This window comes from Desulfofundulus sp. TPOSR (assembly GCF_011393055.1).
Lineage (GTDB): Bacteria > Bacillota > Desulfotomaculia > Desulfotomaculales > Desulfovirgulaceae > Desulfofundulus > Desulfofundulus kuznetsovii.
Map to the genome: position 1 here is coordinate 932,995 of NZ_JAAOEF010000003.1, position 22,216 is coordinate 955,210.

Sequence of the window (22,216 nt, forward strand, 5' to 3'; positions counted from 1 at the left end):
AGGGGAAGCATCATAGGTTGTCGAACGTTGCATATAAATCTAAAAACAGGGGAGGTAGACTAAAATGTCCCTCCTGGGTTTGATAACGGCGTGCCTGTTCTTTGCTGCCGGCCTGGCCGGGACGGTTGTGCCGGCCCTACCCGGCGCACCGCTCATCTGGCTGGGAATGCTGGTTTATGGCCTGGCCACCGGTTTCTCTACCCTGGGATGGGGCTTTTACCTGGGCCAGGCACTGGCAACGGCTCTAGTACTGGCCCTGGATTACCTGGCTGGAGCCTGGGCGGTACGCCGCTACGGTGGTTCCGCTTATGCCATCTGGGGTAGCGCGGCTGGTATGATCCTGGGGTTAATTGTATTTGGAGCCGCGGGTATAGTTTTTGGCCCCCTGGTAGGGGCGGTAATTGGGGAGCTGCTTGCCCGCAAACCCTTAACCCAGGCCATTCTGGCCGGCTGGGGTTCCCTGGTCGGCCTTGCAGGAGGGATGGCCGTCAAACTGGTACTGGAGATAGGGATGATCGTCTGGTTTTTTGCAGCCATCTGGTGATGGCCTAACCTGTGTTTAATCCCGGCGGGGGCCTTTCTCCCGGAATTCTTCATCCAGGGGCCCACCGGCGGTGTTCAGCTGGAAGCCGTCAACTTCCTGGTTAGGGCCGGGCTGACTTACCCTGGTCTCTTCCCCCGGATTTTCTCCCGTGAGCAGGACGTGCACCCGGCTCACCTGTCCCTTGCGTTTGACACGGTGCAATAGCAAGAGCACCTCCACAACGGTTATTTTTATTTATTTTTGTTATCAATGGCGTCATACCTTAACAGAAAGCCCCTTAAACGAACCCGGCTCTCATCATGCTTGAAAACCCGGGTCCACGGGCAAAGAAGCCCGGCGACTGGCCTCCACCGCCAGCTGATCGCAGCGGTTATTGTAGATATTATCGGCGTGGCCCTTTACCCAGACCCAGGTGATGCGATGCTTGCTGGCCAGGGAAAGAATTTGCCGCCAGAGATCGGCATTTTTGGCCGGCTCGCCGTTCTCCCGGCGCCAGCCGTTGGCCTGCCAGCGTCTGACCCATCCCCGGGTCATGGCATCCACAATATACCGGCTGTCGGTATAGATGGTGACCCGGCAGGGGCGCTTTAGCGCTCTCAGCCCTTCAATTACGGCCATTAATTCCATGCGGTTGTTGGTGGTCTGCGCGTATCCCCCGGATATCTCTTTAATGTGGTTACCGTAGCGCAACACCACCCCGTAGCCACCGGGTCCGGGATTACCGCTGCAGGCACCATCGGTATATATCTCCACTTCCGGCAGATCAGCCATCAATATTTTCCCCAGTCAATGCTAAATTACTCCTATATTGTAACACCACCTTATCCGGGGTACTAGTAAAAATTTATTTTGCCGCCACCCGCCCGGCCAGGCTCTTCACGGGGGCATAATACACCTGCCTGGCCGGCACCTGCACGATCTCCCGTTCCGGATAACGAAGGGCGGTTAGTTTTCCCCCCATAACGCAACCCTGGTCGATATCAATGGTGTTGTTACGAAAAACAGGCAGGGGTACCGGTGTATGTCCATAAACCACCAGTCCCTGCCCCCGGTATTCTTTGGCCCAGTCCCGTCGCACGGGTAAACCCTCCGGAGTTACTTCCCCGGTGGCATTGCCATAAAGGCAGAAATCCCTGATCCGGGGAGAAAGGCGGCCAATCATTTTCTCTTTAATTCCACCATGAACCGCCACCAGCCGCCCCTCATCCAAAATAAGATAGGGAACAGCCCGGTGAAAGAATTGCAAAAAACGCCGGGCAAAGGCGTCCCGTTCCGCCGGGCTTAATCGCTCCAGTTCCCGGATGGTTTTCTCCAGACCGTGGCGCACCTGTACCCGGCGCCCGGAAAGAAACCCGGCCAGTTTTTTGCAGTGATTTCCCGGCACATACAGGGCGTGCCCCGCCTCCACCATATCCATGGCCAGGTTAATGGCGGCCAGGTTAAAGGGTCCCCGGTCCCCCAGATCACCCAGAAAAACCACCTTCCGGTTTTCCGGGTGAAACCAGATTTTCCCCTGGCGCCGGTAACCCAACCGTGTAAGGAGATCCTCCAATTCCACCAGGCAGCCATGAACATCACCGATGAGATCAAAGGGGCCCCTGGCCGGTGATTCCACGGGCAAAGGGACGATTTCGACCCGGGCGCGGCGTGCCTCCTCAGGGTCAAGGATGTACACCTGGTCAAAGCCCTCCCGGTGCACGGTGGATAAGCTCTCCCGGAGCAGGCGCTGGTGTTCGGTAATCACCCGGGATTCCACCACCCGCCGTCGCCCGGCATTAAGCCTTTGACAGAGCTTTTCCGGAAAATTAAACACGATCAGGACGGCCTGGAAATCATACTGGCGGGCTTGTTTCAACAAATCCCGGCGGGCGCGGGCAGTTAAAGCGGTAGAATCGGCTACCGTCAACCGCCCCAGGGCCAGACGTTGCTCAATGAGACAATGAAACACTTTAAAAGCCTGCGGTGAGGCAGCCATGTTTTCTTCCTCATCGCTAACCAGCGCCCGGCAACGGTCGGAGGAGACAATCTGGGTATCCTTAAACCAGCGGGCGGCAAAAGTGGATTTACCGCATCCGGCGGAACCACACAAAACCACCAGGGAGGTTTTTGGTATGGACAGGGTGATGGACATGCATTCTTCCTCCTTAAATTCTCTAAGCAGGTACCATAACAGTCAACACTTCTATCTTTTCACCAACGCAATTTCAATAAACTTCATGATATAGACCATCGACCTGAGAAATGTTTTAAAAGGATTGACAGGTTTTCTATCCATGAAGTAACATAAAAAAGGGGTTTGTGAATGTGAACACGTTCCTTAAAGGGGGGTTATTATGTATCGTAAAATGCTTGTTCCAGTGGATGGTTCTCACCGGGCAGCCCTGGCTGCCGAACACGGGGCGCAATTAGCCAAGCATTTCAAAGCCCATCTAACTATCTTTCATGTCATTCCGCCCCTGCCGCCTTATGTGAATAAGTATGAGGACAGGCTGGGCGAAGTCTACCACAATATTGAAAAGCAAATGGAGGAAAATGGAAAAGAGATTTTAAACCGGGTTAAGGAGGAACTGGCGCACTACGGCCTGGATTTAGAAGTTAAATCCGTTTGGGGCAACCCGGCGGAAGAAATCTGCCGGGAAGCCCGGGAAGGTCGTTACGACATCATTATCATGGGCAGCCGTGGTCTCGGGGAAATCCGCGGTTATTTAATGGGCAGCGTGAGCAACCGGGTGGTTCGTCATGCTCCCTGCCCGGTGCTCATCGTCCGCTAAGAAGACTCTTGTTTTTCCGGCACAAGTATACTAAAATTTCTTTGGGAGTTATGCTCCCGGCGGTACGCCGCCGGGAAATTTTCTTTTTCCTGAAGTCTTCATCCAGGAGGTGGCAATACAGGTGGCTATTGTAGAGATCAGGGTCACGAACCGTCCTCATCTGCCTGATCCGGCAGGGGAGGAGGTTCTCCATGAGATAAAGTATGCCCTGGGCATAAATGCGGTCCAAAGGGTGCGTACGGCCAAGGTATACCGTTTTGAAGGTATCGATGAGTCAAAGGCCCAATTGCTGGCCGAAAAACTGCTGGCCGAAGCAGTTTTTCAGGACTACACCATCAACGGCCCCATCATCAAAGACGCTCCGGTAGTAGTGGAAGTGGCCTACAAGCCGGGGGTCATGAACCCCGAGGCCGTCTCATTGATGAAGGCAGCCCGGGACCTGGGAGTTGAAGGGTTGGTGGCCGCCGATTCCAGCCGGGAATATGGTTTCTACGGCCCGGACATCAATTCACGGGATATCGAAATCATCCTTAACCGGCTGCTGGTCAATACCACCGTGGAACGGGTGGTCACCGAAAAACCCGCCACCCTCCTCATCCCGGGCCAACCGGGCCGGACCGAAATCATCCCCCTACGCGGGATGAGCGATGCGGAACTGATGGAGTTGAGCCGCGACAGACTTTTCCTCAACCTGGAAGAAATGCATGCCATCCAGGATTACTTTAAAGCCATCGGCAGAGATCCTACGGACTGTGAAATAGAAACCCTGGCCCAAACCTGGTCCGAGCACTGCGGCCACAAAACCTTTAAGGCGCGCCTCCTGATTGACGGCAGGGAAAAGGAACCCCTCTTAAAACGTTTGCAGGATGCAACCGCCGCGACCAACCACCCCCTGGTGCTTTCGGCTTTTGTGGATAACTCCGGGGTGATGGAGTTTTACGACGGTTGGGCTATATGCGGCAAGGTAGAAACCCATAATTCCCCTTCCGCCATTGAGCCCTACGGGGGGGCCATGACGGGCAGCGGGGGGGTATTCAGGGATATCATGGGCACGGGCCAGGGGGCCCGGGTAATCGCTTCTACAGATATGTTCTGCTTTGCACCACCCGATACCCCCCGGGAAGATATTCCCCCGGGTTGCCTCTCCCCCCATTATTTGCTGCGCCGGGTGGTGGCCGGGGTGCGGGACTACGGCAACCGCATGGGCATCCCCACCAATAACGGCTCGGTGCATTTCCACCGTGACTTCCGGGCCAAGCCCTCGGTGATCGTGGGGGCATACGGGCTGCTACCTGTGGAGCGCTGCCGGAAAGGCCAACCACAGCCAGGAGATCTGGCCGTGGTCATCGGCGGGAGGACGGGCCGGGACGGTATTCACGGGGCCACCTTTTCCAGCGGGGAAATGACCCACCGGACTACCGAGGTAAATGCTAGCGCCGTCCAGATCGGCCATCCCATCGAAGAAAAGCGCGTGGCCGATGCCGTGCTGGCGGCCAGCGAAGCCGGTCTCATCAGGGCCATCACCGATTGTGGGGCCGGGGGATTTTCCTCAGCCCTGGGCGAAATGGGAGAAAAAACCGGCGTCAGAGTTTGGCTGGAGAGAGTGCCTTTGAAGTACCAGGGTCTTAAGCCCTGGGAAATATGGCTTTCCGAAAGCCAGGAGCGCATGGTCATTGCCGTATCCCCGGAAAACCTGGAGCGGCTGCTGGAGATTTGCCGGGGGCTGAACGTCGAGGCTACCGTGCTGGCGGAATTTACTTCCGACCGGCGGCTGGTGGTAACCTATGAGGATCAAACTATTTGCGATCTGGATATGGAATTTCTCCACCACGGCCTGCCCAAACGGGTCCTCACTGCCCGCTGGCAACAGCCGGCGCTGACCGACCCCCAAGTTTCAACTCCAAGAAACTGGGAGGAGACTTACTGCCAGGTGATGGGCCACCTGAATGTGTGTTCCAAAGAACCCATTGTACGCATGTACGACCACGGAGTACAGGGCTCCTGTACCCTGGCGCCCTTTGGTGGGGTGGAGCAGGACGGCCCCAACGACGCGGTGGTCCTTACTCCCCTGCTTGGTTCCCCCGCCGCGGTGGTGATCAGCCACGGTCTAAATCCGGTTTTAAATCAAATAGATCCCTATTACGGTAGCCTCTGGGCGGCGACGGAAGCAGTTTCCAATGCTGTGGCGGTAGGGGCCAACCCGAAAGAGCTGGTATTGATTGACAACTTCATCTGGCCCTTCCCCGATGAGGAGGCACTGGGTGCCCTGGACCGGGCCGTGGATGCCTGCGTGGATTTTGTGCGGGCCACCGGAATGCCCTTTATTTCCGGAAAGGATAGCCTGTCCAGCACCTACCGCGGGGACGGCGGAGAGGTGATCAAAATTCCACCGGTACTCTGTGTTTCGGTTTTTGGCCGTCTTCCCGATGTAAAACGTACCGTTTCAGCGGATTTTAAGGGAGCCGGAAATTTAATTATCCTGGTGGGCCAGCGTAATCTTTCCGAAATGGCCGGATCGGTTTATTTTGATTTAGCTGGTTGCCTGGGTAAAAACCTCCCCCGGATCAACCTGGAGATTGTCACTCGAGTGTGGGATGGCATTCACAAGGCTATCCAGGGAGAAAAGATCCTGGCCTGTCACGATATCAGCGAAGGGGGGCTGGCCGCTGCCCTGGCTGAGATGTGCTTTGGCGGCGGCGTGGGAGCCCGGATCACCATCCCTGCCGGTGAGCGCCCGGATTATTTTCTATTTAATGAAACCAGCGGGTGCTTCCTGGTTGAAATGGCCCCCACAGAAAAACCCGAAAAAACGCTTGCCGGCTTACCATACCTTGTGCTGGGGCAAACCACGGATGATCCGGCAGTTGTGGTGGAACAGGAGGGGCGCCGGCTTTGCAGTGTTCCCCTGGCCAACCTGAAAAGGGCCTGGCAGGAACCCATGGCCCGGATCTTCGGCAGTCCTAGTACCGGTCATAGCCGGGAGGTGGGAGCATGAAAAAACCGCAGGTGTGTATTTTGCGTACCGATGGTACCAACTGCGACCGGGAAACCGCTTATGCCTTTGAACGGGCGGGGGGGGACCCCCATCTGGTACACGTCAACCAGCTCCGGGCAGGAGAGAAAAAGCTCACCGAGTATCAGATCCTGGTTATTCCCGGTGGCTTTTCCTACGGGGATGACGTGCACTCGGGCAAAATACTGGCCGTGGAACTGACCTCTTTCCTAATGGAACAGTTACAGGAATTTGTGGACAGCGGCAAGCCGGTGCTGGGGATTTGCAACGGTTTTCAGGTGCTCGTCCGTACCGGACTTCTGCCTGCAGCTAAAATGGGGGACATCAGGACCACCCTCATGCACAACGACAGCGGCCGCTTTGAGTGCCGCTGGGTTCACCTGCGGGTGGAAGACACGCCCTGTATCTTTACGCGGGGACTGGCCGGCAGGGTATTGCATTTCCAGGCCGCCCACGGGGAAGGCAAATTTTATACCGATGCCCAGACTCTGGCCGGCATCGAAGCGGGCAAGCAGGTGGTTTTCCGTTACGCCACCAGCAACGGTGACCCCACCAGCATTTATCCCCACAACCCCAATGGCTCTCTGGCCGCCATTGCCGGCATTTGCGATCCCAGCGGACGGGTGCTGGGGCTAATGCCCCATCCGGAACGTTTCGTGGATTTCACCCAGCACCCCAACTGGCGGCGCCAGCAATTCCACGAACCCCACGGCCTGCCCATTTTCCGCAACGCTGTGGTTTATGCTCAAGAGATGTGAGAAGAGGAGAACCGAAAAGGATGAACATTCGCAAGGCCAGAATTACCGATATGGAATCGGTACACAGGTTAATCAATTATTACGCGGACCAGGGACTGATGCTGGCCCGTCCCCGCTCCGCTCTGTATGAGGCCGTAAGGGAATTTACGGTAGCCGAGGAAAAAGGGCAGATTATAGGCGCTGGCTCCCTGCACATCATCTGGGAAGACCTGGCGGAAATCCGGGCCCTGGCAGTAGACCCTCGTTACACCCGCCGGGGCATTGGGCGCCGCCTAGTCCAATCTTTTCTCGAGGAAGCCCGGGAACTGGGGCTTCCCCGGGTTTTTGCCCTCACTTACCAATCGGGCTTTTTTATCAAGTGCGGTTTCCAGCCCATCCCCAAGGAAAAGCTGCCTCAGAAGGTGTGGAAGGAGTGCATCAACTGCCCCAAGTTCCCCAACTGTGAAGAGGAGGCAGTGATCGTCGAGCTGGTTAAAACTCTGCAGTAATAATGGGTGTAGTTCGTCCCCTTTTTGTGTCAAAGCTTATGCGACATTACCATAGTTATTAATAAAAGGCATTACCGGTGTACACACTATACTGGAAGTCCAAGAGATTTGACCTAACGTTTAGCTTTTAAACTTTCCCCCTGGAGGTAGTTTACCCATGAGTGTACAGCCGGTAATGCCTAAATGCTGGCGGGTGGATACCAAACCCCACAAATTCTGCCCCGGTTGCGGCCACGGCCTGGTCCTGAAAGCCCTGGGAGATGCCATTGATGAGCTGGGCATTCAGGACCGGGCCGTCTTTGGCTGTGACATCGGGTGCTCCCTGCTGTCCTGGGACTTTTTTAATCTCGATACCGTGCAAACCCACCACGGGCGCACCACCCCGGTCATGACGGGCATCAAAAGGGCGCGGCCGGAGCTAATCTGTATCGCCTATATGGGGGACGGGGGCGGTTATGCCATCGGCTCCCAGCACCTGGTCAACGCCGCGGCACGCAATGAGAAAATCACCGTGATTCTGGTCAACAACACCGTCTATGCCATGACCGGCGGCCAGATGGCTCCCACCACCATGCCGGACCAGAAAACGGAAACCAGCCCCTACGGCCGGGACCCCCTGAAAACGGGCTACCCCATGCTAGGACCGGAGATGGTTGCTGCCATCACCCGGGAAGGAGCCTACGTGGCCCGGGGTACCATAGCCAACCTGCGCCAGTTGAAGGGCTACTTAAAAAAGGCTTTGGAAAACCAGATGGCCGGAAATGGTTTTTCCTTTGTGGAAGCTTTATCTTCCTGCCCCACCAACTGGCGAACCAATGCGGAAGAAACATGGAAATATATCGAAGAGGTCATGCCCAAATTTTTTAAGATAGGTGAAATAAAGGTTCCGGGGAAAGGTAGGGAAACGGGGGAAAAGGCAGAAATATAATGGTGGGGGGTGTTAGGAGAGAAAAATGAAAGATCTGCGCATTGCCCTGGTTCAAATGCAGGTAACCATTGGCGACGTAAAAAAGAACCGGGAGAAAATAGCTGCCTTTGTGGAGGAAGCGGCCGGCAGGAAGGTGGAGATGATTCTCTTCCCCGAGCTATGCGTGCAGGGGTATAACCGGGAAAGGGCACGGGAATTTGCCGAACCCATTCCCGGGGAAAGCACGAACCACATCAGCCAGCTGGCCCGCTCCTTTAACATGGTCATACTGGCCGGGCTGGCGGAAACCTCCGGCTGCGAGAAACCCTACATCACCCAGGTGGTAGCATACCCCAACGGCCAGGTGGATAAATACCGCAAAACCCATTTGGGCAGGAGCGAGAAACCACATTTCACCCCCGGCGACCAGCTGCCGGTTTTTGAAACGGAAAAAGCCCGGTTCGGTGTGGAAATTTGCTGGGACTTGCATTTCCCTGAAGTTACCACTGTGCTCTCATTACAGGGAGCAGAAATTATTTTTGCCCCTCACGCCTCACCTACTATTGTGGGGGACCGGAGGGATATCTGGCTCAAGTATCTCTCTGCCCGGGCCTACGATAATAGCGTGTTCGTAGCGGCCTGCAACCTGGTGGGGCCGACCGGGGAAAACCAGGAATTCTGTGGCGGAGCGCTGGTTATTGATCCTAAGGGCAATGTGGTGGCCGAAGATTTTCGGGGAAAGGAAGGGTTGCTGGTGGTTGACCTGGACTCCCGGCTCATCAATACCATCCGCCACAATGAGGCTACCAGTATGCGCCACAGCTTTTACCTGCAGTCCAGGAGACCGGAGTTATACCAGTTATTAGTAAATACCCAGTTAACAAATTAACCCCGGAAATCTTGCCGGGGTTAATTTATGCGCATAATCCTTTAGCCCTCACGGGCAGCCTGTTTCCTTTTAGCTTCCTGGAGAGCCTCCTCCTTGATTTTCAGGGCGTCTCCCATCACCATACCAAATTGCAGCCATCTAAACCCGAACTGCAACAATTCCAGGTCGTCGGTTTTGATCCGTTCCACGACCTCCGGCTCCACTTCAAAAACATCCAGGAACCTGCTTTCAAAGATAAACTGCCTGAACTTGTCCAGATCATAACAGGCCATATAATACATCTGGATAATGCGCGGGTTGGCCACCTTTTCGTTCAGTACCCGGGGGCTGTTGGAAAGCAGCTTGAAGATGGCCTCTACATCCTCATAGATGAACAGTCCCTGCTCCCTGAGATAATCTTCAACGTACAGTTCTTGAGGCTCTTCCAGGCCCCGGCAACGGGACGGGTCAGTTAAGATAGTGAACTGATCATATTCAGAACACCTGTCTAAAGGAAACATGCGACACGCCCAGGGGCGATCCTCATAGATCTTACATCCCCGGGGAGTTACAAAGGGGCACTTTTTATCCTGTTCTTCATCCATTTTCAAGAGTACCACGGGTAAGCCGGTTCCTTCTCCAATCAATGAGACGGTATAACGATCCAGAAATTCCCCCGAGGAAAGTCCCAGCCGTTTGCGCATGCGCAGGACGTCAAAAGGTGAGAGATAAATGTTTACATCCCGGCAACAGTGGGTGAAACAGGAAAGTCCCGGATGGCAGGAAAAGTGAAACTTGCTGTCACTGCTCAGAAACGGTTTTTCATTGGCCATAATTTTTGTATCCCCTCTTCCCAGTAGTTAAGTTATAGTTAAGTTAATTGTAAAACAAGGTTTTCCCAATCGCCGCCTCTCACCGCGGCCAACCTGTCCTCTCTCTTTAGACTAACTCATTATAACCCTTTTTTGTCCGAAATAGCAAGCCAATCTTTCCTGCCAGAAATACAAGGGACAGGCACATTGAAAATGCACCCGTCCCCTGCTCAAGCGGTATAAATAGCTCCCTTGGGGCAGCGGGCCAAACAGGCCCCGCATTTCAAACATTTCTGCCGGTCAATAAAATAAGGCTTACCTTTCTTTTCCCCCATAATGGCTTTAGCGACACATTCCCGGGCACACAAGCCGCAGGCAACGCATTTTTCTTCATCTATTACGTAGTCCAACAATGCCCGGCAGACTCCGGCGGGACAGCGCTTATCCCTGATGTGGGCCTCATATTCGTCCCGGAAGTATTTTAAGGTAGAAAGAACAGGGTTGGGCGCAGTCTGGCCCAGACCGCACAGTGATGCGTCCATAACCTCCTGGGAAAGTTCTTCCAGTTCGTTAAGATCTTCCATTTCCCCTTTTCCCTGGGTGATCCGTTCCAGAATTTCCAGCATGCGCTTGGTTCCCACCCTGCAGGGAGTGCACTGGCCGCAGGATTCATCCTGGCTAAACTGCAGGTAAAACTTGGCAATGTCTACAACGCAATCGGTTTCGTCCAGAACGATCATGCCTCCGGAACCCATCATGGAGCCCAGCTGCTTTAAGGATTCGTAGTCAATGGGCGTATCCAGGTAACGTTCCGGAATACATCCCCCGGAGGGGCCGCCGGTTTGTACCGCCTTGAATTGCCGACCTTCGGGAATCCCCCCACCAATGTCAAAAACTACAGTACGTAATGTAGTTCCCATGGGCACCTCAATTAAACCGGTATTCAGGACCTTGCCGGCCAGGGAAAAGACCTTGGTTCCCCGGCTGTTTTCCGTACCGAGGGAGGCAAACCAGGCGGGCCCTTCGCGAATGATCACCGGCACATTGGCGTAGGTTTCCACATTATTCAGCAGGGTGGGCTTTCCCCACAGACCGCACTGGGCAGGGTAGGGGGGGCGGGGGCGGGGTTCACCCCGCTCGCCAGCGGCCGAACGCAAAAGGGCGGTCTCCTCGCCGCAAACAAAGGCGCCGGCACCCAGGCGCAGGTCAATGTCAAAGTCAAAATTAGTATTGAATATGCGCCGCCCCAGTAATCCATACTGCCGGGCCTGGGCAATAGCCCGTTCCAACCGGTCCACGGCAATGGGATACTCTGCCCGCACGTAAATATAACCTTCCCGGGCCCCAATGGCATAGCCGGCAATGGCCATGGCTTCCAGCACGCTGTGGGGGTCCCCCTCGAGAATACTCCGGTCCATGAACGCCCCGGGATCCCCCTCGTCCGCATTACAAACCACGTATTTTACCGGTCCCTCCGCGGCCGCCGCCAGCTCCCATTTGCGGCCGGTGGGAAAACCCGCACCGCCCCGTCCCCGCAAACCGGATCGCTTAATAGCATCCACCACCTGGACCGGCGTCCAATTTAGCAGGACATCGGCCAGGGCAAAATAGCCCTCACATGCTATATATTCTGTAATATCCTCGGGGTTGATTAAACCGCAATTGCGCAGGGCTACCCGGTGTTGGGCGCGGAAAAACTGGATATCTGAAAGGCGTCGCTTTCTTTCCCCGGAAGCCGGTTCTTCATAGAGGAGGCGTTCCACTACCTGACCTTCCAGCAAATGTTTTTCCACAATTTCGGCAACATCTTCTTTTTTTACCAAACAATAAAGAGTTTGCCCGGGATAAATAACCACCAGGGGTCCCATTTTACAAAAACCAAAACAACCGGTCCTGAACACCCGGGCCTGGACCTTCTTTAACTGAACCTGCCTGGCCAGCTCCTCCCTCACCTCGTGGCTGGCCGAAGAGGTGCAACCCGTACCGGTACAGACCAGCACCTGCCAGCCGGGGGCCGCCCCCGGCTTTTCCCTGCGGGCGTTAATGTCCGGGAGCCGTTTCTTCCGGATATCGATCAGGTCGTTCAGCCCGTTGATCACCGGCAGTCACCTCCCTGCGCCGATACTTCCGCAACAGCTTGGCCACATCCTGGCGTCGAAATTTTCCGTACACTTCATCCTCAACCGTTAAAACTGGCGCCAGCCCGCAGGCACCCACACAGCGGGTGCTCTTCACCGTAAATAAACCGTCAGCGGAGGTATCGCCCTCGTGCAGGTCCAGCTGTCGCCTGAACTCGTCGAGAATACCCTGGGCGCCCTGAACGTAGCAGGCCGTTCCCAGGCAGACATTGATGCCGTATTTTCCCCGGGGTTCCGTGTGAAAGAGGGCATAGAACGTGACCACCCCATTAACCTCACTTACCGGCAGGTCCAGCTTGCCGGCAATATAGGTTTGCACTTCCTCCGGGAGGTAACCAAAAATATCCTGAGCCTCTTTCAGGATGCGGATTAGCTGTCCCTCTTGCTGGCCGTAGCGTTCAATTATCTCGTCCAGCTGCCGGTACTTTTCGTCCAACTCCTTTTCCCCGCCGGCCACGGCTTTCACCTCCTACAGGATAGTTTGCCGTGGGAAGAATTAATAAATTCACCTCTTTAAGGAATCATATATACAAAAAATGGTAATCCTACACGTAAGAATGATAAACCATAAAACAAACTCAAAGGAGGATCAGTATGAAAGTATTTAAATTTCCCCGCCGCGCCTTGTATCTGGCCTACCGGTCCTGGCAAAAACGCCGCCAGCGGGGTGAACTTTTGCGTTACTACGTCAAACCAAAAGAAGACAGCCGCAACTGTATTGCCCGCTGGCTGGATTTCTACGGTACTCTTTTAATATTGTGGCTATTGAGTTTCATGTTTTTAACCACGTTCTGGCCCGGTAAGATCGCTCTGTGCTTTTCCCTGGCCCTCGTAAGTTCCACCGGTCTTTTGGCGGCAAAAATCCAAAAGAAAAGGTTCCAGACGGAAACCATCTATCGCAGAATACGCTCTTTAGCTGAAAAGTACCGGGAGAAATTAAAGCACTTCAGAACTGCTGAAGAACTGGCTTCCTTTTTATGGCCGATCCTGGAAAGCCTGCCCCAGTTTGAGCAGGCGCGGCCAAAGGGTAGAAAAAGGGACAAGACGGCAAAAGTACCGGCCGGAGTTATCCAGGCAACTTACCGTAATGTACCCGTACTCGTCGAGTTTATACCCGCCGACCAGAGTCCGGTGGATGTTTCCGCGGTGCATAACCTGGTCAGGACGATGAAAAAGCAGGGTTATCAGTACGCCCTCCTGGTTACCCCCGGGGAATTTGCCCCGAGCACCAGACGGCTGGTGGCTTCCCTGCGCAGCCAATACCGCATTGCCCTGGTGCCGGAAAAGGAACTGCTGTACCTCGTGGCCCAGGCAGAAAAAATAAAGGAGTCTACAGACCAGATAACGGCGGAAAAAACCATATCCCTCCCGTCCCTGTCTGCCTTTAAGCGAGTTGCCCTTGATTATAAAAAGGGGCGCGCTTACTTGACCGCCGGAGCGCTTTTAACTGGCTTCCATTTCCTGTTAGGGATAAACAATCCGGTCGGCAAGGCTTACCTTTTCCTGGCCGCGGTCAACCTCGTGCTGGCCGTGTTCTGTCTGGTTTTCGGGGAAAGGGAAACGGCGCCGCCGGATCTCCACGACCTCCAGCCCGAAATATAACGACTCTCGGAAAAAATGTGGAGCCACCGTCAAAGGTGGCCCTTTTAGTTATGTTTTTGATGGTACATAGAATTAATGTAAGTTACTAACAATATCGATATGTAATTTATTGAGGTGTCACGATGCACGATCCGGGGAAGATTTCAGGTCTGCAAATGGTATATTTGCTCATCAATGTTGTTGGTGCTACGGCCCTGGTCTTTTTGCCCGGGTTTACTGCATCCATAGTGGAAAGGGATGCCTGGGTAACCCCGGTTCTGGCCACCCTGCCCGGTTTTTACGTCATCCTGGTAATTACAGCCCTGGGCCGGCGTTTTCCCGACCGGACTATTGTGCAGTACATAGAAAAACTGCTGGGACCCTGGCTGGGAAAAATCATCGCTTTTTTCTACGTGCTATTTTTTCTGCACGTGAACGGAGTGATCGTGCGGGAATTTGGTGAACTGGTTGCTGCTGCCATTATGCCCCAAACCCCGCAGGTAGTTTTTTCCGCTTTAATGGTTGCTGTCTGCAGCTATGGCGTGTACCATGGCCTGGAAGTGGTAGCCCGGGTCATGGAATTAATCTACCCGTTGATGCTAATCCTCTTTGGCTTAATTCTCATTCTGGTATCCGGGCACATGCAACCGGCCAACCTGTTCCCGATGCTCCAACATGATTTCAAAACCATCATCCGGGCCAGCCTCAATCCAATTGCCTGGCGGGGGGAGGTGTTTCTCCTGGGCATGTTCTTTCCATACCTGGCCAGGCCTGATCTGGCACGGCGCAACGGAATCATTGCCGTAGCGGCCATCGGATTGATCCTTACTATAAACGCCCTCGCCTGTACCGCCGTCTTCGATGTCTCCACCGGAAGGTTTAATTTTGCCACCTTCGAACTGGTGAGGCTGGCCGGTTTTGGTACCTTTCTAACCCGGCTTGACGCCATCTGGATTATAATCTGGATCGTGGGTATCTTTGGAAAGATAGCCTTATTTCATTATGCCGCGATAATGGGCACCGTCCAACTGCTCAGACTTAAAGACCATCGAACCGTTATCGTTCCGTTAAGTATTCTGCTCATTGCCCTGTCCCTGAGCCAGTTTAAAAATTTAACGGAAATGGTGGCCTGGATTAACGGTCCCTGGATTCCCTACGCCTTTCTCTTTGAAATGGGCATTCCCACCTTTTTGCTTCTCCTGGCTTTCCTAAGAGAAAAACCCGCCTTTAAACGTAACCCCTCAAAGTAAACCGGGAATTTTGGCTAAAAAAATAATCCAGCCGGGTGTTAACCAGCTGGACCTGGCCTAAAACAATTATGGCGGGAGTGTGTGAGAATCGAACTCACCCGGGACGGGATTGCCGCCCCACAGCTGGTTTTGAAGACCAGGAGGGCCACCAGGCCCCATCCACTCCCGAAAGTCTGGGTTTAGATTACTGGTTCCCCGGTATTTTTACAAGGAGGCAGAAGATATTATAGCATGTTGCCCGAGATTTATCAATAACTACACCTCTCCATCCACTGCCATTGATTTTAAGGGAAAAATATAATACCCTAGATTAGAGAGTTGTCCGGTAGCTGGCTTGAGAAGGATTTTGCCAGTTACCCGTGGAATAATACGAAAAGCCGGGGTTTGACTTGATTACAGGCAGGTGAGCTTTCAAGAAAAGATGCTGGAGTTGTTTGAAGAAATCAAAGATGAATTGGCCATCGTAGAACGGGAATTACAAGCCACCTTGCAAACCCCGGATCCCTTTCTCACCGAAACCTCTACCCATCTTTTAAAGGCAGGGGGGAAGCGCCTGCGCCCCGCCTTTAGCTTGTTAGGAGGTAAGTGCGCCAATTTTCACCTGGAGCGGGTTCTACCTCTGGCGGTAGCTTTAGAACTCATCCATATGGCCACCCTGGTTCATGACGATGTGGTGGACGCGGCCATGACCCGCCGGGGTGTACCCACCATTAAAGCTCGCTGGGGAAACCGGATTTCTACTCATATTGGAGACTACCTGCTTGCCCAATCCCTGATTCTTATTGCCAGTTATGATGAACCCCTGATACCCCGGGTGCTGGCCGATACCAGCGTAAAAATGTGTGAAGGAGAAATCCAGCAAATTTCCGGATGCTTTGATACCGGACAAACGGTAAAGGACTATTTTTATCGCATTAACCGCAAAACCGCCCTGCTCATTGCCGCCAGCTGCCAGTTAGGGGCCGTAGCCTGCGGTGCTCCGAAGGAAATACATCTCGCTTTACGACGGTACGGGCATAACATAGGTATGGCTTTTCAAATAACCGACGACATCCTGGACCTGGTGGCCGAACAGCGCCAACTGGGCAAACCGGTGGGCAGCGATTTGCGCCAGGGCATCATTACCCTGCCAATGATTTACGCCCTGGAGCACAGCCCCCGGCGAGAACGTTTAAGAACGTTGATTTTATGCCGGGATAAGAATGAGGAACAGGTCCAGGAAGCAATTACCATAATCCAGCATTGTGGCGGGATTAAATACTCCATTGAAATAGCTGAAAAATACATCTGGAAAGCTAAAGGGGCTTTAAAGAATTTGCCTGCACGCCCCGCCAAGAAAATATTAGAAGCTATTGCAGATTTTATAAGCATTAGAAAATTCTAGATAAAGGACTGAGGCTTCTTGCCGAAGACTTACCCTGTGTCTTTAATTTTATCCCGGCGCCCGTGCCTGGTAGTGGGCGGCGGCGGCGTAGCCGAGCGTAAGGTTTTATCCCTCCTGGCCTGTGAGGCTAAAGTAAAGGTGGTCAGTCCAACCCTTACCCAAACCTTACGAGAAGTGGCGGAAAAAGGAGAAATCAGCTACCGGCAGGGGGAATACGAAACTACAGACCTGGAAGGCATCTTTTTAGTAATCGCCGCCACCGACCGGGATGAGATCAACCGCCGGGTGGCAGCCGAGGCAATGGCCAGAAACATGCTGGTGAACGTGGTGGACGATCCACCCCACGGCAATTTTTATGTCCCGGCGGTGGTAAGGCGGGGTTCCCTGCAAATCGCCGTCTCCACTGACGGCAAAAGCCCCCTGCTGGCCCGTAAGATTAAAGAGGAGCTCGAAGAACGTTATGGACCGGAATACGGTCTTCTGGTTGATTTACTGGGCGAAATACGCCACGATATTTTAGACAATACAGCCGACCCCAGGAAAAGACGGGACTTGCTAACGGCCATCCTGGATGATCAGGTTTTGCAACTGCTGGCCAGGGGAGAACTCGAGCAAGCAAAGGAGCGGGTAATCAATGCTTATCATCGCGGTCGGAGTGAACCATAGAACAGCACCAGTGGAAATCCGGGAGCGGCTTTCCTTCTCGGATCATTCCCTGGAAGCATCTTTGGCCCGGTTAAACAGTTATCCCGCCATTGAAGGGTGTATCATCCTGTCCACCTGTAACCGGACGGAAATTTACGCCGCCACGCGGGAACTGGACGAGGGGTTAAATGCCATCTGGGACTTCCTCTCCCGGAAATCCGGTGTGGACATTTCGGAAATTAAAAACTATACCTACGCCCATACCCTCTATGATACCATCCGCCACCTTTTTCGGGTGGCAGCCGGCCTGGATTCCATGATCCTGGGGGAAACCCAGATTCTAGGCCAGGTGCGTCATGCCTACCAGCTGGCCTGCCAGTACGGGGCAACCAACCGGGTGCTGAACACGCTGTTCCAGCAGGCCATCACGGTAGGCAAACGGGTGCGCACGGAAACGGGTATCGATCAGAACGCCGTATCCATCAGCTATGCCGCCGTGGAGCTGGCCAAACAACAATTCAAGGACCTTTCCGGTCGCTCCGTACTGGTTATTGGCGCCGGCAAGATGAGCGAGTTGACCGCCCGCCACCTGGTAGCCAACGGGGTGTCGGGAGTGATTGTTTCCAACCGCTCCTACCAGCGGGCAGTGGGTCTGGCCGCCCAGTTTAACGGCCGGGCAGTAAAATTCGATCAACTTTACCAGCATATCGAGGAAGCGGACATTATCATCAGCTGTACCGCGGCCTCCCATTATGTGGTGCGCCTTAATGACGTGGCGGAAGCCATTGCCCGCCGCCGGGGCCGGGAGCTGATGATCATCGATATTGCGGTACCCCGGGACATTGACCCGGCGGTGGGCCAACTGCCGGGAGTAACTCTTTATGATATCGATGATTTGCAACAGGTGGTGGACCACAACCTGGCCCAGCGTAAAAAGGCCGCCGTGGCAGCAGAAAGCATCATTGAGGAAGAACTGGATCAGTTTATGCAATGGTTGAGTATGCAGTTTGTCGTACCCACCATTGCGGCCCTGAAGCAACGGGGAGAAGAAATTAAACAAAAGGAATTGCGCCGGGCACTCAACCGGTTGGGGGACATTTCCGAACATGATCGCAAGGTGGTCAGTTCCCTGGCCAACTCCATTGTCAACCAGCTGCTGCACGTACCGGTGGCCCAGCTTAAAGCTTATGCCCTTACCCCCGAGGGTCACCTGTATATGAAAGTATTGCAGAATCTTTTCAAACTGGAACTCCCGGGGGAACAGTCCCAGGGTGGCAAAGAGCCTGTGCAGGGTAACCTGGCTACCGGCAGATAAGATTAAATCTTTCCAAATGGGAGTAAGCTGGTGGCAACAGTGCCCGGCTCCGGACCAAAAGAACGGGTCTTATTCATGGAGGCAAATTTATGAAGCAAGAAATCATCATCGGTACCCGGGACAGCCAGCTGGCCATGTGGCAGGCCCGGTGGGTACTGGAAAAATTACAAAAACTGTACCCCCGGAAAAGGTTTGTCCTGCGCGGGATGAAAACCCGGGGAGACCACATCCTGGATGTGGCCCTGGCTAAAATAGGCGATAAAGGCCTGTTTACCAAGGAACTGGAATTGGCTCTATCGGCCCGGGAAATTGATCTGGCCGTTCATAGCATGAAGGACCTCCCCACCCGTTTGCCCGAGGGTCTTATCATCGGGGCCTTTTGCCAGCGGGAATACCCTGGGGACGTGTTGATTTCCCGCTATGGGCATACCCTGGAAACCCTGCCCCCGGGTGCCCGCATCGGTACCAGCAGCCTGCGGCGCACTGCCCAGTTGCTCCATTTCCGGCCTGACCTTAACGTTACCACCATCCGGGGAAATTTGACGACCCGGCTGCGCAAACTGGAGGAATTAAATCTGGATGCCATAATTCTGGCCTACGCCGGAATACACCGCCTGGGGTACGATGCCCGCATCACCCAGCTTATCCCCTTTGACATCTGCCTGCCCGCCGTAGGCCAGGGAGCCATTGCCATTGAAATTCGCGCAAACGATCCGGAAATGCAGGAATTAATTCGCCCCCTGGATGACCCCGCTTCCCGGACCGCCATTACCGCCGAGAGGGCCCTGATGAGGAAACTGGAAGGCGGCTGCCAGGTACCTATTGGCGCCCTGGGACAAATACAGCATGAGCAGTTGCTCCTGGAAGGAGCCGTTGCCAGTTTTGACGGCTGCCAACTGGTGCGGGATAGCATTTCCGGCCCGCCAAACCAGGCAGAAAAGCTGGGAGAGGAGCTGGCCGTCCGATTAATAAAACTGGGGGCGGGGGAAATCTTAAAAAAGGCGCGACAGGAGTTTGATCTTGAATGAAAAAGGGAACTGTTTATCTGGTAGGAGCAGGTCCCGGGGATCCGGGACTGATTACTGTTAAGGGTCTGGCCTGTATTCAAAAAGCCGACGTTATTGTTTACGACCGCCTGGCCAGTCCCAAGCTGTTATCCCATGCTGCTCCCGGGGCAGAGCTGGTTTATGTGGGCAAAAGCCCCGCCGGACATGCCATGACCCAGGAAGAAATCAACCAGCTCCTGGTAGAAAGGGCTCTCAAAGGACAGGTGGTTGTGCGCCTGAAAGGGGGGGACCCCTTTGTTTTTGGCCGGGGCGGGGAAGAGGCCGAGGCTTTGGCGGAAGCAGGCGTCCCCTTTGAAGTGGTGCCGGGAATCACCTCGGTTGTTGCCGTACCGGCCTATGCGGGCATTCCGGTTACCCACCGGAATTGCACCTCTACCCTGGCAGTGATCACGGGCAACGAGGATCCCTCTAAGGAAAGTTCCCGCATTAACTGGGAAAAGCTGGCGACCGGGGCGGACACTTTGGTTCTTCTGATGGGCATGGCCAACCTGGAATCCATTGTCAAACAGCTCACCAGCCACGGTCGTGACCCCCAAACACCGGTGGCGGTAATCTGCTGGGGAACCCGTCCGGAGCAAAAAACCGTCGTGGGTACTTTAGCAAATATTGTTTCCCGGACCATGGAAGCAGGCGTTACCAACCCGGCCGTAATCATTGTGGGCGAAGTGGTAACCCTGCGGGAAAAGCTGTCCTGGTACGAAAAGAAGCCCCTTTTCGGGAAACGGGTCCTGGTCACCCGGAGCCGGGAACAGGCCAGCCAGTTATCCCGGGCCATTGAGGCGCTGGGAGGAGAAGCGGTGGAGTTTCCCACCATCCAAATCGTAGAACCGGAAAGCTACGAACCCATGGATGCAGCCATTGCCCGGCTGGATTCCTACCGCTGGATTATCTTTACCAGCGTCAATGGTGTGCGCTTCTTTTTTGCCCATCTGCTGCAACAGGGGAAAGATGTGCGGGATCTAAAAGGGGCTAATCTTTGCGCCATTGGACCCAAAACTAAAGAAGCCCTGGAAAGGTATGCTTTGAAAGTTACTTACGTACCCGATGAATACCGGGCAGAACAAATCATTGCCGGTTTAAAAGGCCAGATCAAACCCGGCGACCGCATCCTTTTACCCCGGGCGGACATTGCGCGGAAAGTGTTGACCGAACTGCTATCCGGCCTGGGAGCAGTGGTTGACGAGGTGGTGGCCTACCGCACCATCCCAGCCGGGGAGGATACCCAACTGGTCAGGCAAATGCTGGCTGAAGGAAAGATTCACATCATTACCTTTACCAGCTCGTCTACCGTGCGCAATTTCGTTGAACTGCTGAAAGAACACAAGCTGCCCCGGTTGCTGCAGGGAGTAACGGTGGCCTGTATCGGCCCGGTAACGGCCCAGACCGCCCGGGAATTGGGCCTGCCCGTGCACGTACAGGCGCGCCGCTATACCATTGAAGGCCTGCTGGAGGTCGTTATTGAGGCAGCCCAAGGGGGGGAATCAAGATGATCAGTATCAGTAAATTGCTCCTGGATACCGCCAATTTTGGTGATCAGCTGCGTTACACCCCTTCCTCCCGCAACCAGATCCACGGAACAACCGCGGGCCAGGGACCGGTGGTGGTATGGAACATGACCCGTACCTGCAACCTGCGCTGCATTCATTGTTATGCCAATGCAGACAACCAGAAGCACCCCGGTGAATTAACTACGGCCGAAGCCAAAAAATTTATTGATGACCTGGCTGCCTTCAAGGTACCGGTACTCTTATTTTCCGGCGGCGAACCCTTAATGCGCCAGGATTTTTTTGAACTGGCCGCTTACGCCACCAGCCGGGGCATCCGCACCACCGTTTCCACCAACGGCACCCTGATTACCCCCGCCGTAGCCCGCCGTTTAAAAGAAATAGGCGTGGGCTACGTAGGCATCAGCCTGGATGGCACCGGGGAAAACAACGACCACTTCCGGGGCCGGCCGGGAGCTTTTCAAGCCGCCCTGGAGGGCATCCGCAATTGCCTGGCGGTGGGGCAGCGGGTGGGGCTGCGCTTTACCATCAACCGGCATAACTTTCACCAGATGGAAGCCATCTTTGACCTCATTGAGCGGGAAAACATCCCCCGGGTATGTTTTTACCATCTGGTTTACAGTGGCCGGGGAAAGGAAATGTTAAAAGACGATATTACCCAGCAGGAGTCCCGGGCCGCCCTGGACCTGATCATGGAACGGACGCTTGATTTCCACCGCCGGGGCCTGTCCAAAGAGATTTTAACCGTGGATAATCATGCCGATGGGATTTATGTATACTTGAAATTGCGGGAAAGGGACCTCCAAAGGGCAGAGCGGGTTTACCAGCTGCTTTTGCACAACGGGGGCAACCGTTCCGGCATAGCCATTGCCGCCGTGGACTGGGAAGGCAACGTCCATCCGGACCAGTTTACTCCCCAGCACACCTTCGGCAATGTGCGGGAGAAAAGCTTCGGTGAAATCTGGACGGATCTCTCCCAGCCCATTCTGGCCGGGTTGAAAAACCGCCGGCCTCTTTTAAAGGGACGCTGTGCCCGCTGCCGCTGGCTGGAAATATGTAACGGCAATTTCCGTACCCGGGCAGAAGCGGTATTTAACGATTTCTGGGCACCCGATCCCGCCTGCTACTTGACGGATGAAGAAATCGGTATTGCTTAGAACAAGGAGGTGC

At 54.5% G+C, this 22,216-nt stretch carries 21 protein-coding genes and 1 tRNA gene; 15 read left to right on the forward strand and 7 right to left on the reverse strand.

All coding sequences use genetic code 11. The annotated features are described in order from the left end of the window. Positions 1-64: 64 nt before the first annotated feature. Positions 65-544, forward strand: coding sequence for a DUF456 domain-containing protein (locus G7K71_RS15590; RefSeq protein ID WP_166348214.1), 480 nt, complete (start codon positions 65-67; stop codon positions 542-544). Between the two features lie 15 nt (positions 545-559). Here G7K71_RS15590 and G7K71_RS15595 read toward each other — a convergent pair whose 3' ends face one another. The 3 genes from G7K71_RS15595 to G7K71_RS15605 form a co-directional block, all read right to left on the reverse strand. Beyond that, positions 560-745, reverse strand: a complete 186-nt coding sequence (locus G7K71_RS15595) for a hypothetical protein (protein WP_166348216.1) — start codon at positions 743-745, stop codon at positions 560-562. A gap of 96 nt (positions 746-841) precedes the next feature. Next, positions 842-1,315, reverse strand: coding sequence for a ribonuclease HI (rnhA, locus tag G7K71_RS15600; RefSeq protein WP_166348218.1), 474 nt, complete (start codon positions 1,313-1,315; stop codon positions 842-844). A 73-nt stretch (positions 1,316-1,388) separates the two neighbouring features. After that, complete coding sequence (locus G7K71_RS15605) at positions 1,389-2,675, reverse strand: AAA family ATPase (protein ID WP_166348220.1); 1,287 nt, start codon at positions 2,673-2,675, stop codon at positions 1,389-1,391. Positions 2,676-2,877: 202 nt separating this feature from the next. Here G7K71_RS15605 and G7K71_RS15610 point away from each other — a divergent pair, with 202 nt between their 5' ends. The 6 genes from G7K71_RS15610 (at position 2,878) to G7K71_RS15635 (ending at position 9,370) form a co-directional block, all read left to right on the forward strand. Next, the gene (locus tag G7K71_RS15610; RefSeq protein ID WP_013822631.1) at positions 2,878-3,315 is read left to right on the forward strand and encodes a universal stress protein; all 438 of its coding nucleotides are present in this window, start codon (positions 2,878-2,880) and stop codon (positions 3,313-3,315) included. 121 nt (positions 3,316-3,436) lie between these two features. Continuing rightward, the gene (gene purL, locus G7K71_RS15615) at positions 3,437-6,310 is read left to right on the forward strand and encodes a phosphoribosylformylglycinamidine synthase subunit PurL (protein ID WP_166348223.1); all 2,874 of its coding nucleotides are present in this window, start codon (positions 3,437-3,439) and stop codon (positions 6,308-6,310) included. After that, positions 6,307-7,086 (forward strand): phosphoribosylformylglycinamidine synthase I, encoded by a 780-nt coding sequence (gene purQ / locus G7K71_RS15620; RefSeq protein WP_166348226.1) that lies wholly within the window; start codon positions 6,307-6,309, stop codon positions 7,084-7,086. The genes purL and purQ overlap by 4 nt, the downstream gene beginning before the upstream one ends. Positions 7,087-7,106: 20 nt before the next feature. After that, entirely contained in the window at positions 7,107-7,574 is a 468-nt protein-coding gene (locus tag G7K71_RS15625; RefSeq protein ID WP_013822628.1) for an N-acetyltransferase, read from the forward strand. 157 nt (positions 7,575-7,731) lie between these two features. Beyond that, positions 7,732-8,502 carry a thiamine pyrophosphate-dependent enzyme gene (locus G7K71_RS15630; RefSeq protein WP_166348229.1) on the forward strand — a complete coding sequence of 257 codons (771 nt, stop codon included), beginning with the start codon at positions 7,732-7,734 and terminating at the stop codon, positions 8,500-8,502. A 25-nt stretch (positions 8,503-8,527) separates the two neighbouring features. After that, positions 8,528-9,370: a nitrilase family protein gene (locus G7K71_RS15635; protein ID WP_013822626.1), complete on the forward strand. Its 843-nt coding sequence runs from the start codon at positions 8,528-8,530 to the stop codon at positions 9,368-9,370. Between the two features lie 41 nt (positions 9,371-9,411). Here G7K71_RS15635 and G7K71_RS15640 read toward each other — a convergent pair whose 3' ends face one another. The 3 genes from G7K71_RS15640 to G7K71_RS15650 all read right to left on the reverse strand — a co-directional run bounded on the left by G7K71_RS15640 (position 9,412) and on the right by G7K71_RS15650 (position 12,756). Then, the gene (locus G7K71_RS15640) at positions 9,412-10,182 is read right to left on the reverse strand and encodes a YkgJ family cysteine cluster protein (RefSeq protein ID WP_166348232.1); all 771 of its coding nucleotides are present in this window, start codon (positions 10,180-10,182) and stop codon (positions 9,412-9,414) included. 209 nt (positions 10,183-10,391) lie between these two features. After that, entirely contained in the window at positions 10,392-12,260 is a 1,869-nt protein-coding gene (locus tag G7K71_RS15645) for an NADH-ubiquinone oxidoreductase-F iron-sulfur binding region domain-containing protein (protein ID WP_395858280.1), read from the reverse strand. Then, positions 12,202-12,756, reverse strand: coding sequence for an NAD(P)H-dependent oxidoreductase subunit E (locus G7K71_RS15650; protein ID WP_166348235.1), 555 nt, complete (start codon positions 12,754-12,756; stop codon positions 12,202-12,204). The genes G7K71_RS15645 and G7K71_RS15650 overlap by 59 nt, the downstream gene beginning before the upstream one ends. Positions 12,757-12,893: 137 nt before the next feature. Between G7K71_RS15650 and G7K71_RS15655 the strand changes: the two genes are divergently transcribed. Together G7K71_RS15655 and G7K71_RS15660 are read left to right on the forward strand one after the other, a co-directional pair. Then, complete coding sequence (locus tag G7K71_RS15655; RefSeq protein WP_166348238.1) at positions 12,894-13,901, forward strand: restriction endonuclease; 1,008 nt, start codon at positions 12,894-12,896, stop codon at positions 13,899-13,901. Between the two features lie 122 nt (positions 13,902-14,023). After that, entirely contained in the window at positions 14,024-15,130 is a 1,107-nt protein-coding gene (locus G7K71_RS15660) for a GerAB/ArcD/ProY family transporter (RefSeq protein WP_166348241.1), read from the forward strand. A 69-nt stretch (positions 15,131-15,199) separates the two neighbouring features. Here the strand turns inward: G7K71_RS15660 and G7K71_RS15665 are convergent. Beyond that, positions 15,200-15,297, reverse strand: a tRNA-Sec gene (locus G7K71_RS15665). Between the two features lie 254 nt (positions 15,298-15,551). Between G7K71_RS15665 and G7K71_RS15670 the strand changes: the two genes are divergently transcribed. From G7K71_RS15670 to nirJ1, 6 genes are all read left to right on the forward strand, one after another. Next, positions 15,552-16,514 carry a polyprenyl synthetase family protein gene (locus G7K71_RS15670; protein ID WP_013822620.1) on the forward strand — a complete coding sequence of 321 codons (963 nt, stop codon included), beginning with the start codon at positions 15,552-15,554 and terminating at the stop codon, positions 16,512-16,514. Positions 16,515-16,550: 36 nt separating this feature from the next. After that, positions 16,551-17,180, forward strand: a complete 630-nt coding sequence (locus tag G7K71_RS15675; RefSeq protein WP_313885003.1) for a bifunctional precorrin-2 dehydrogenase/sirohydrochlorin ferrochelatase — start codon at positions 16,551-16,553, stop codon at positions 17,178-17,180. Next, positions 17,149-18,474 (forward strand): glutamyl-tRNA reductase, encoded by a 1,326-nt coding sequence (gene hemA, locus G7K71_RS15680; protein ID WP_166348244.1) that lies wholly within the window; start codon positions 17,149-17,151, stop codon positions 18,472-18,474. Before G7K71_RS15675 ends, hemA begins: the two co-directional genes overlap by 32 nt. Positions 18,475-18,563: 89 nt before the next feature. After that, a complete protein-coding gene (hemC, locus tag G7K71_RS15685; protein WP_166348247.1) occupies positions 18,564-19,502 on the forward strand; it encodes a hydroxymethylbilane synthase in 939 nt (312 codons plus the stop codon). Then, positions 19,499-21,031 carry a uroporphyrinogen-III C-methyltransferase gene (gene cobA, locus G7K71_RS15690; protein WP_166348250.1) on the forward strand — a complete coding sequence of 511 codons (1,533 nt, stop codon included), beginning with the start codon at positions 19,499-19,501 and terminating at the stop codon, positions 21,029-21,031. The genes hemC and cobA overlap by 4 nt, the downstream gene beginning before the upstream one ends. After that, complete coding sequence (nirJ1, locus tag G7K71_RS15695; protein ID WP_166348253.1) at positions 21,028-22,203, forward strand: putative heme d1 biosynthesis radical SAM protein NirJ1; 1,176 nt, start codon at positions 21,028-21,030, stop codon at positions 22,201-22,203. The genes cobA and nirJ1 overlap by 4 nt, the downstream gene beginning before the upstream one ends. The last annotated feature ends 13 nt before the right edge of the window (positions 22,204-22,216 follow it).

Bases quoted from the DNA above. Each gene is read 5' to 3' on its own strand.
- G7K71_RS15610 (WP_013822631.1), top strand. From the start codon at position 2,878: ATGTATCGTAAAATGCTTGTTCCAGTGGATGGTTCTCACCGGGCAGCC.
- G7K71_RS15605 (WP_166348220.1), bottom strand. From the start codon at position 2,675: ATGTCCATCACCCTGTCCATACCAAAAACCTCCCTGGTGGTTTTGTGT.
- nirJ1 (WP_166348253.1), top strand. From the start codon at position 21,028: ATGATCAGTATCAGTAAATTGCTCCTGGATACCGCCAATTTTGGTGAT.
- G7K71_RS15660 (WP_166348241.1), top strand. From the start codon at position 14,024: ATGCACGATCCGGGGAAGATTTCAGGTCTGCAAATGGTATATTTGCTC.
- G7K71_RS15635 (WP_013822626.1), top strand. From the start codon at position 8,528: ATGAAAGATCTGCGCATTGCCCTGGTTCAAATGCAGGTAACCATTGGC.
- purQ (WP_166348226.1), top strand. From the start codon at position 6,307: ATGAAAAAACCGCAGGTGTGTATTTTGCGTACCGATGGTACCAACTGC.
- hemC (WP_166348247.1), top strand. From the start codon at position 18,564: ATGAAGCAAGAAATCATCATCGGTACCCGGGACAGCCAGCTGGCCATG.
- G7K71_RS15590 (WP_166348214.1), top strand. From the start codon at position 65: ATGTCCCTCCTGGGTTTGATAACGGCGTGCCTGTTCTTTGCTGCCGGC.
- G7K71_RS15655 (WP_166348238.1), top strand. From the start codon at position 12,894: ATGAAAGTATTTAAATTTCCCCGCCGCGCCTTGTATCTGGCCTACCGG.
- hemA (WP_166348244.1), top strand. From the start codon at position 17,149: ATGCTTATCATCGCGGTCGGAGTGAACCATAGAACAGCACCAGTGGAA.
- cobA (WP_166348250.1), top strand. From the start codon at position 19,499: ATGAAAAAGGGAACTGTTTATCTGGTAGGAGCAGGTCCCGGGGATCCG.
- G7K71_RS15625 (WP_013822628.1), top strand. From the start codon at position 7,107: ATGAACATTCGCAAGGCCAGAATTACCGATATGGAATCGGTACACAGG.
- G7K71_RS15630 (WP_166348229.1), top strand. From the start codon at position 7,732: ATGAGTGTACAGCCGGTAATGCCTAAATGCTGGCGGGTGGATACCAAA.
- G7K71_RS15670 (WP_013822620.1), top strand. From the start codon at position 15,552: ATGCTGGAGTTGTTTGAAGAAATCAAAGATGAATTGGCCATCGTAGAA.
- G7K71_RS15640 (WP_166348232.1), bottom strand. From the start codon at position 10,182: ATGGCCAATGAAAAACCGTTTCTGAGCAGTGACAGCAAGTTTCACTTT.
- rnhA (WP_166348218.1), bottom strand. From the start codon at position 1,315: ATGGCTGATCTGCCGGAAGTGGAGATATATACCGATGGTGCCTGCAGC.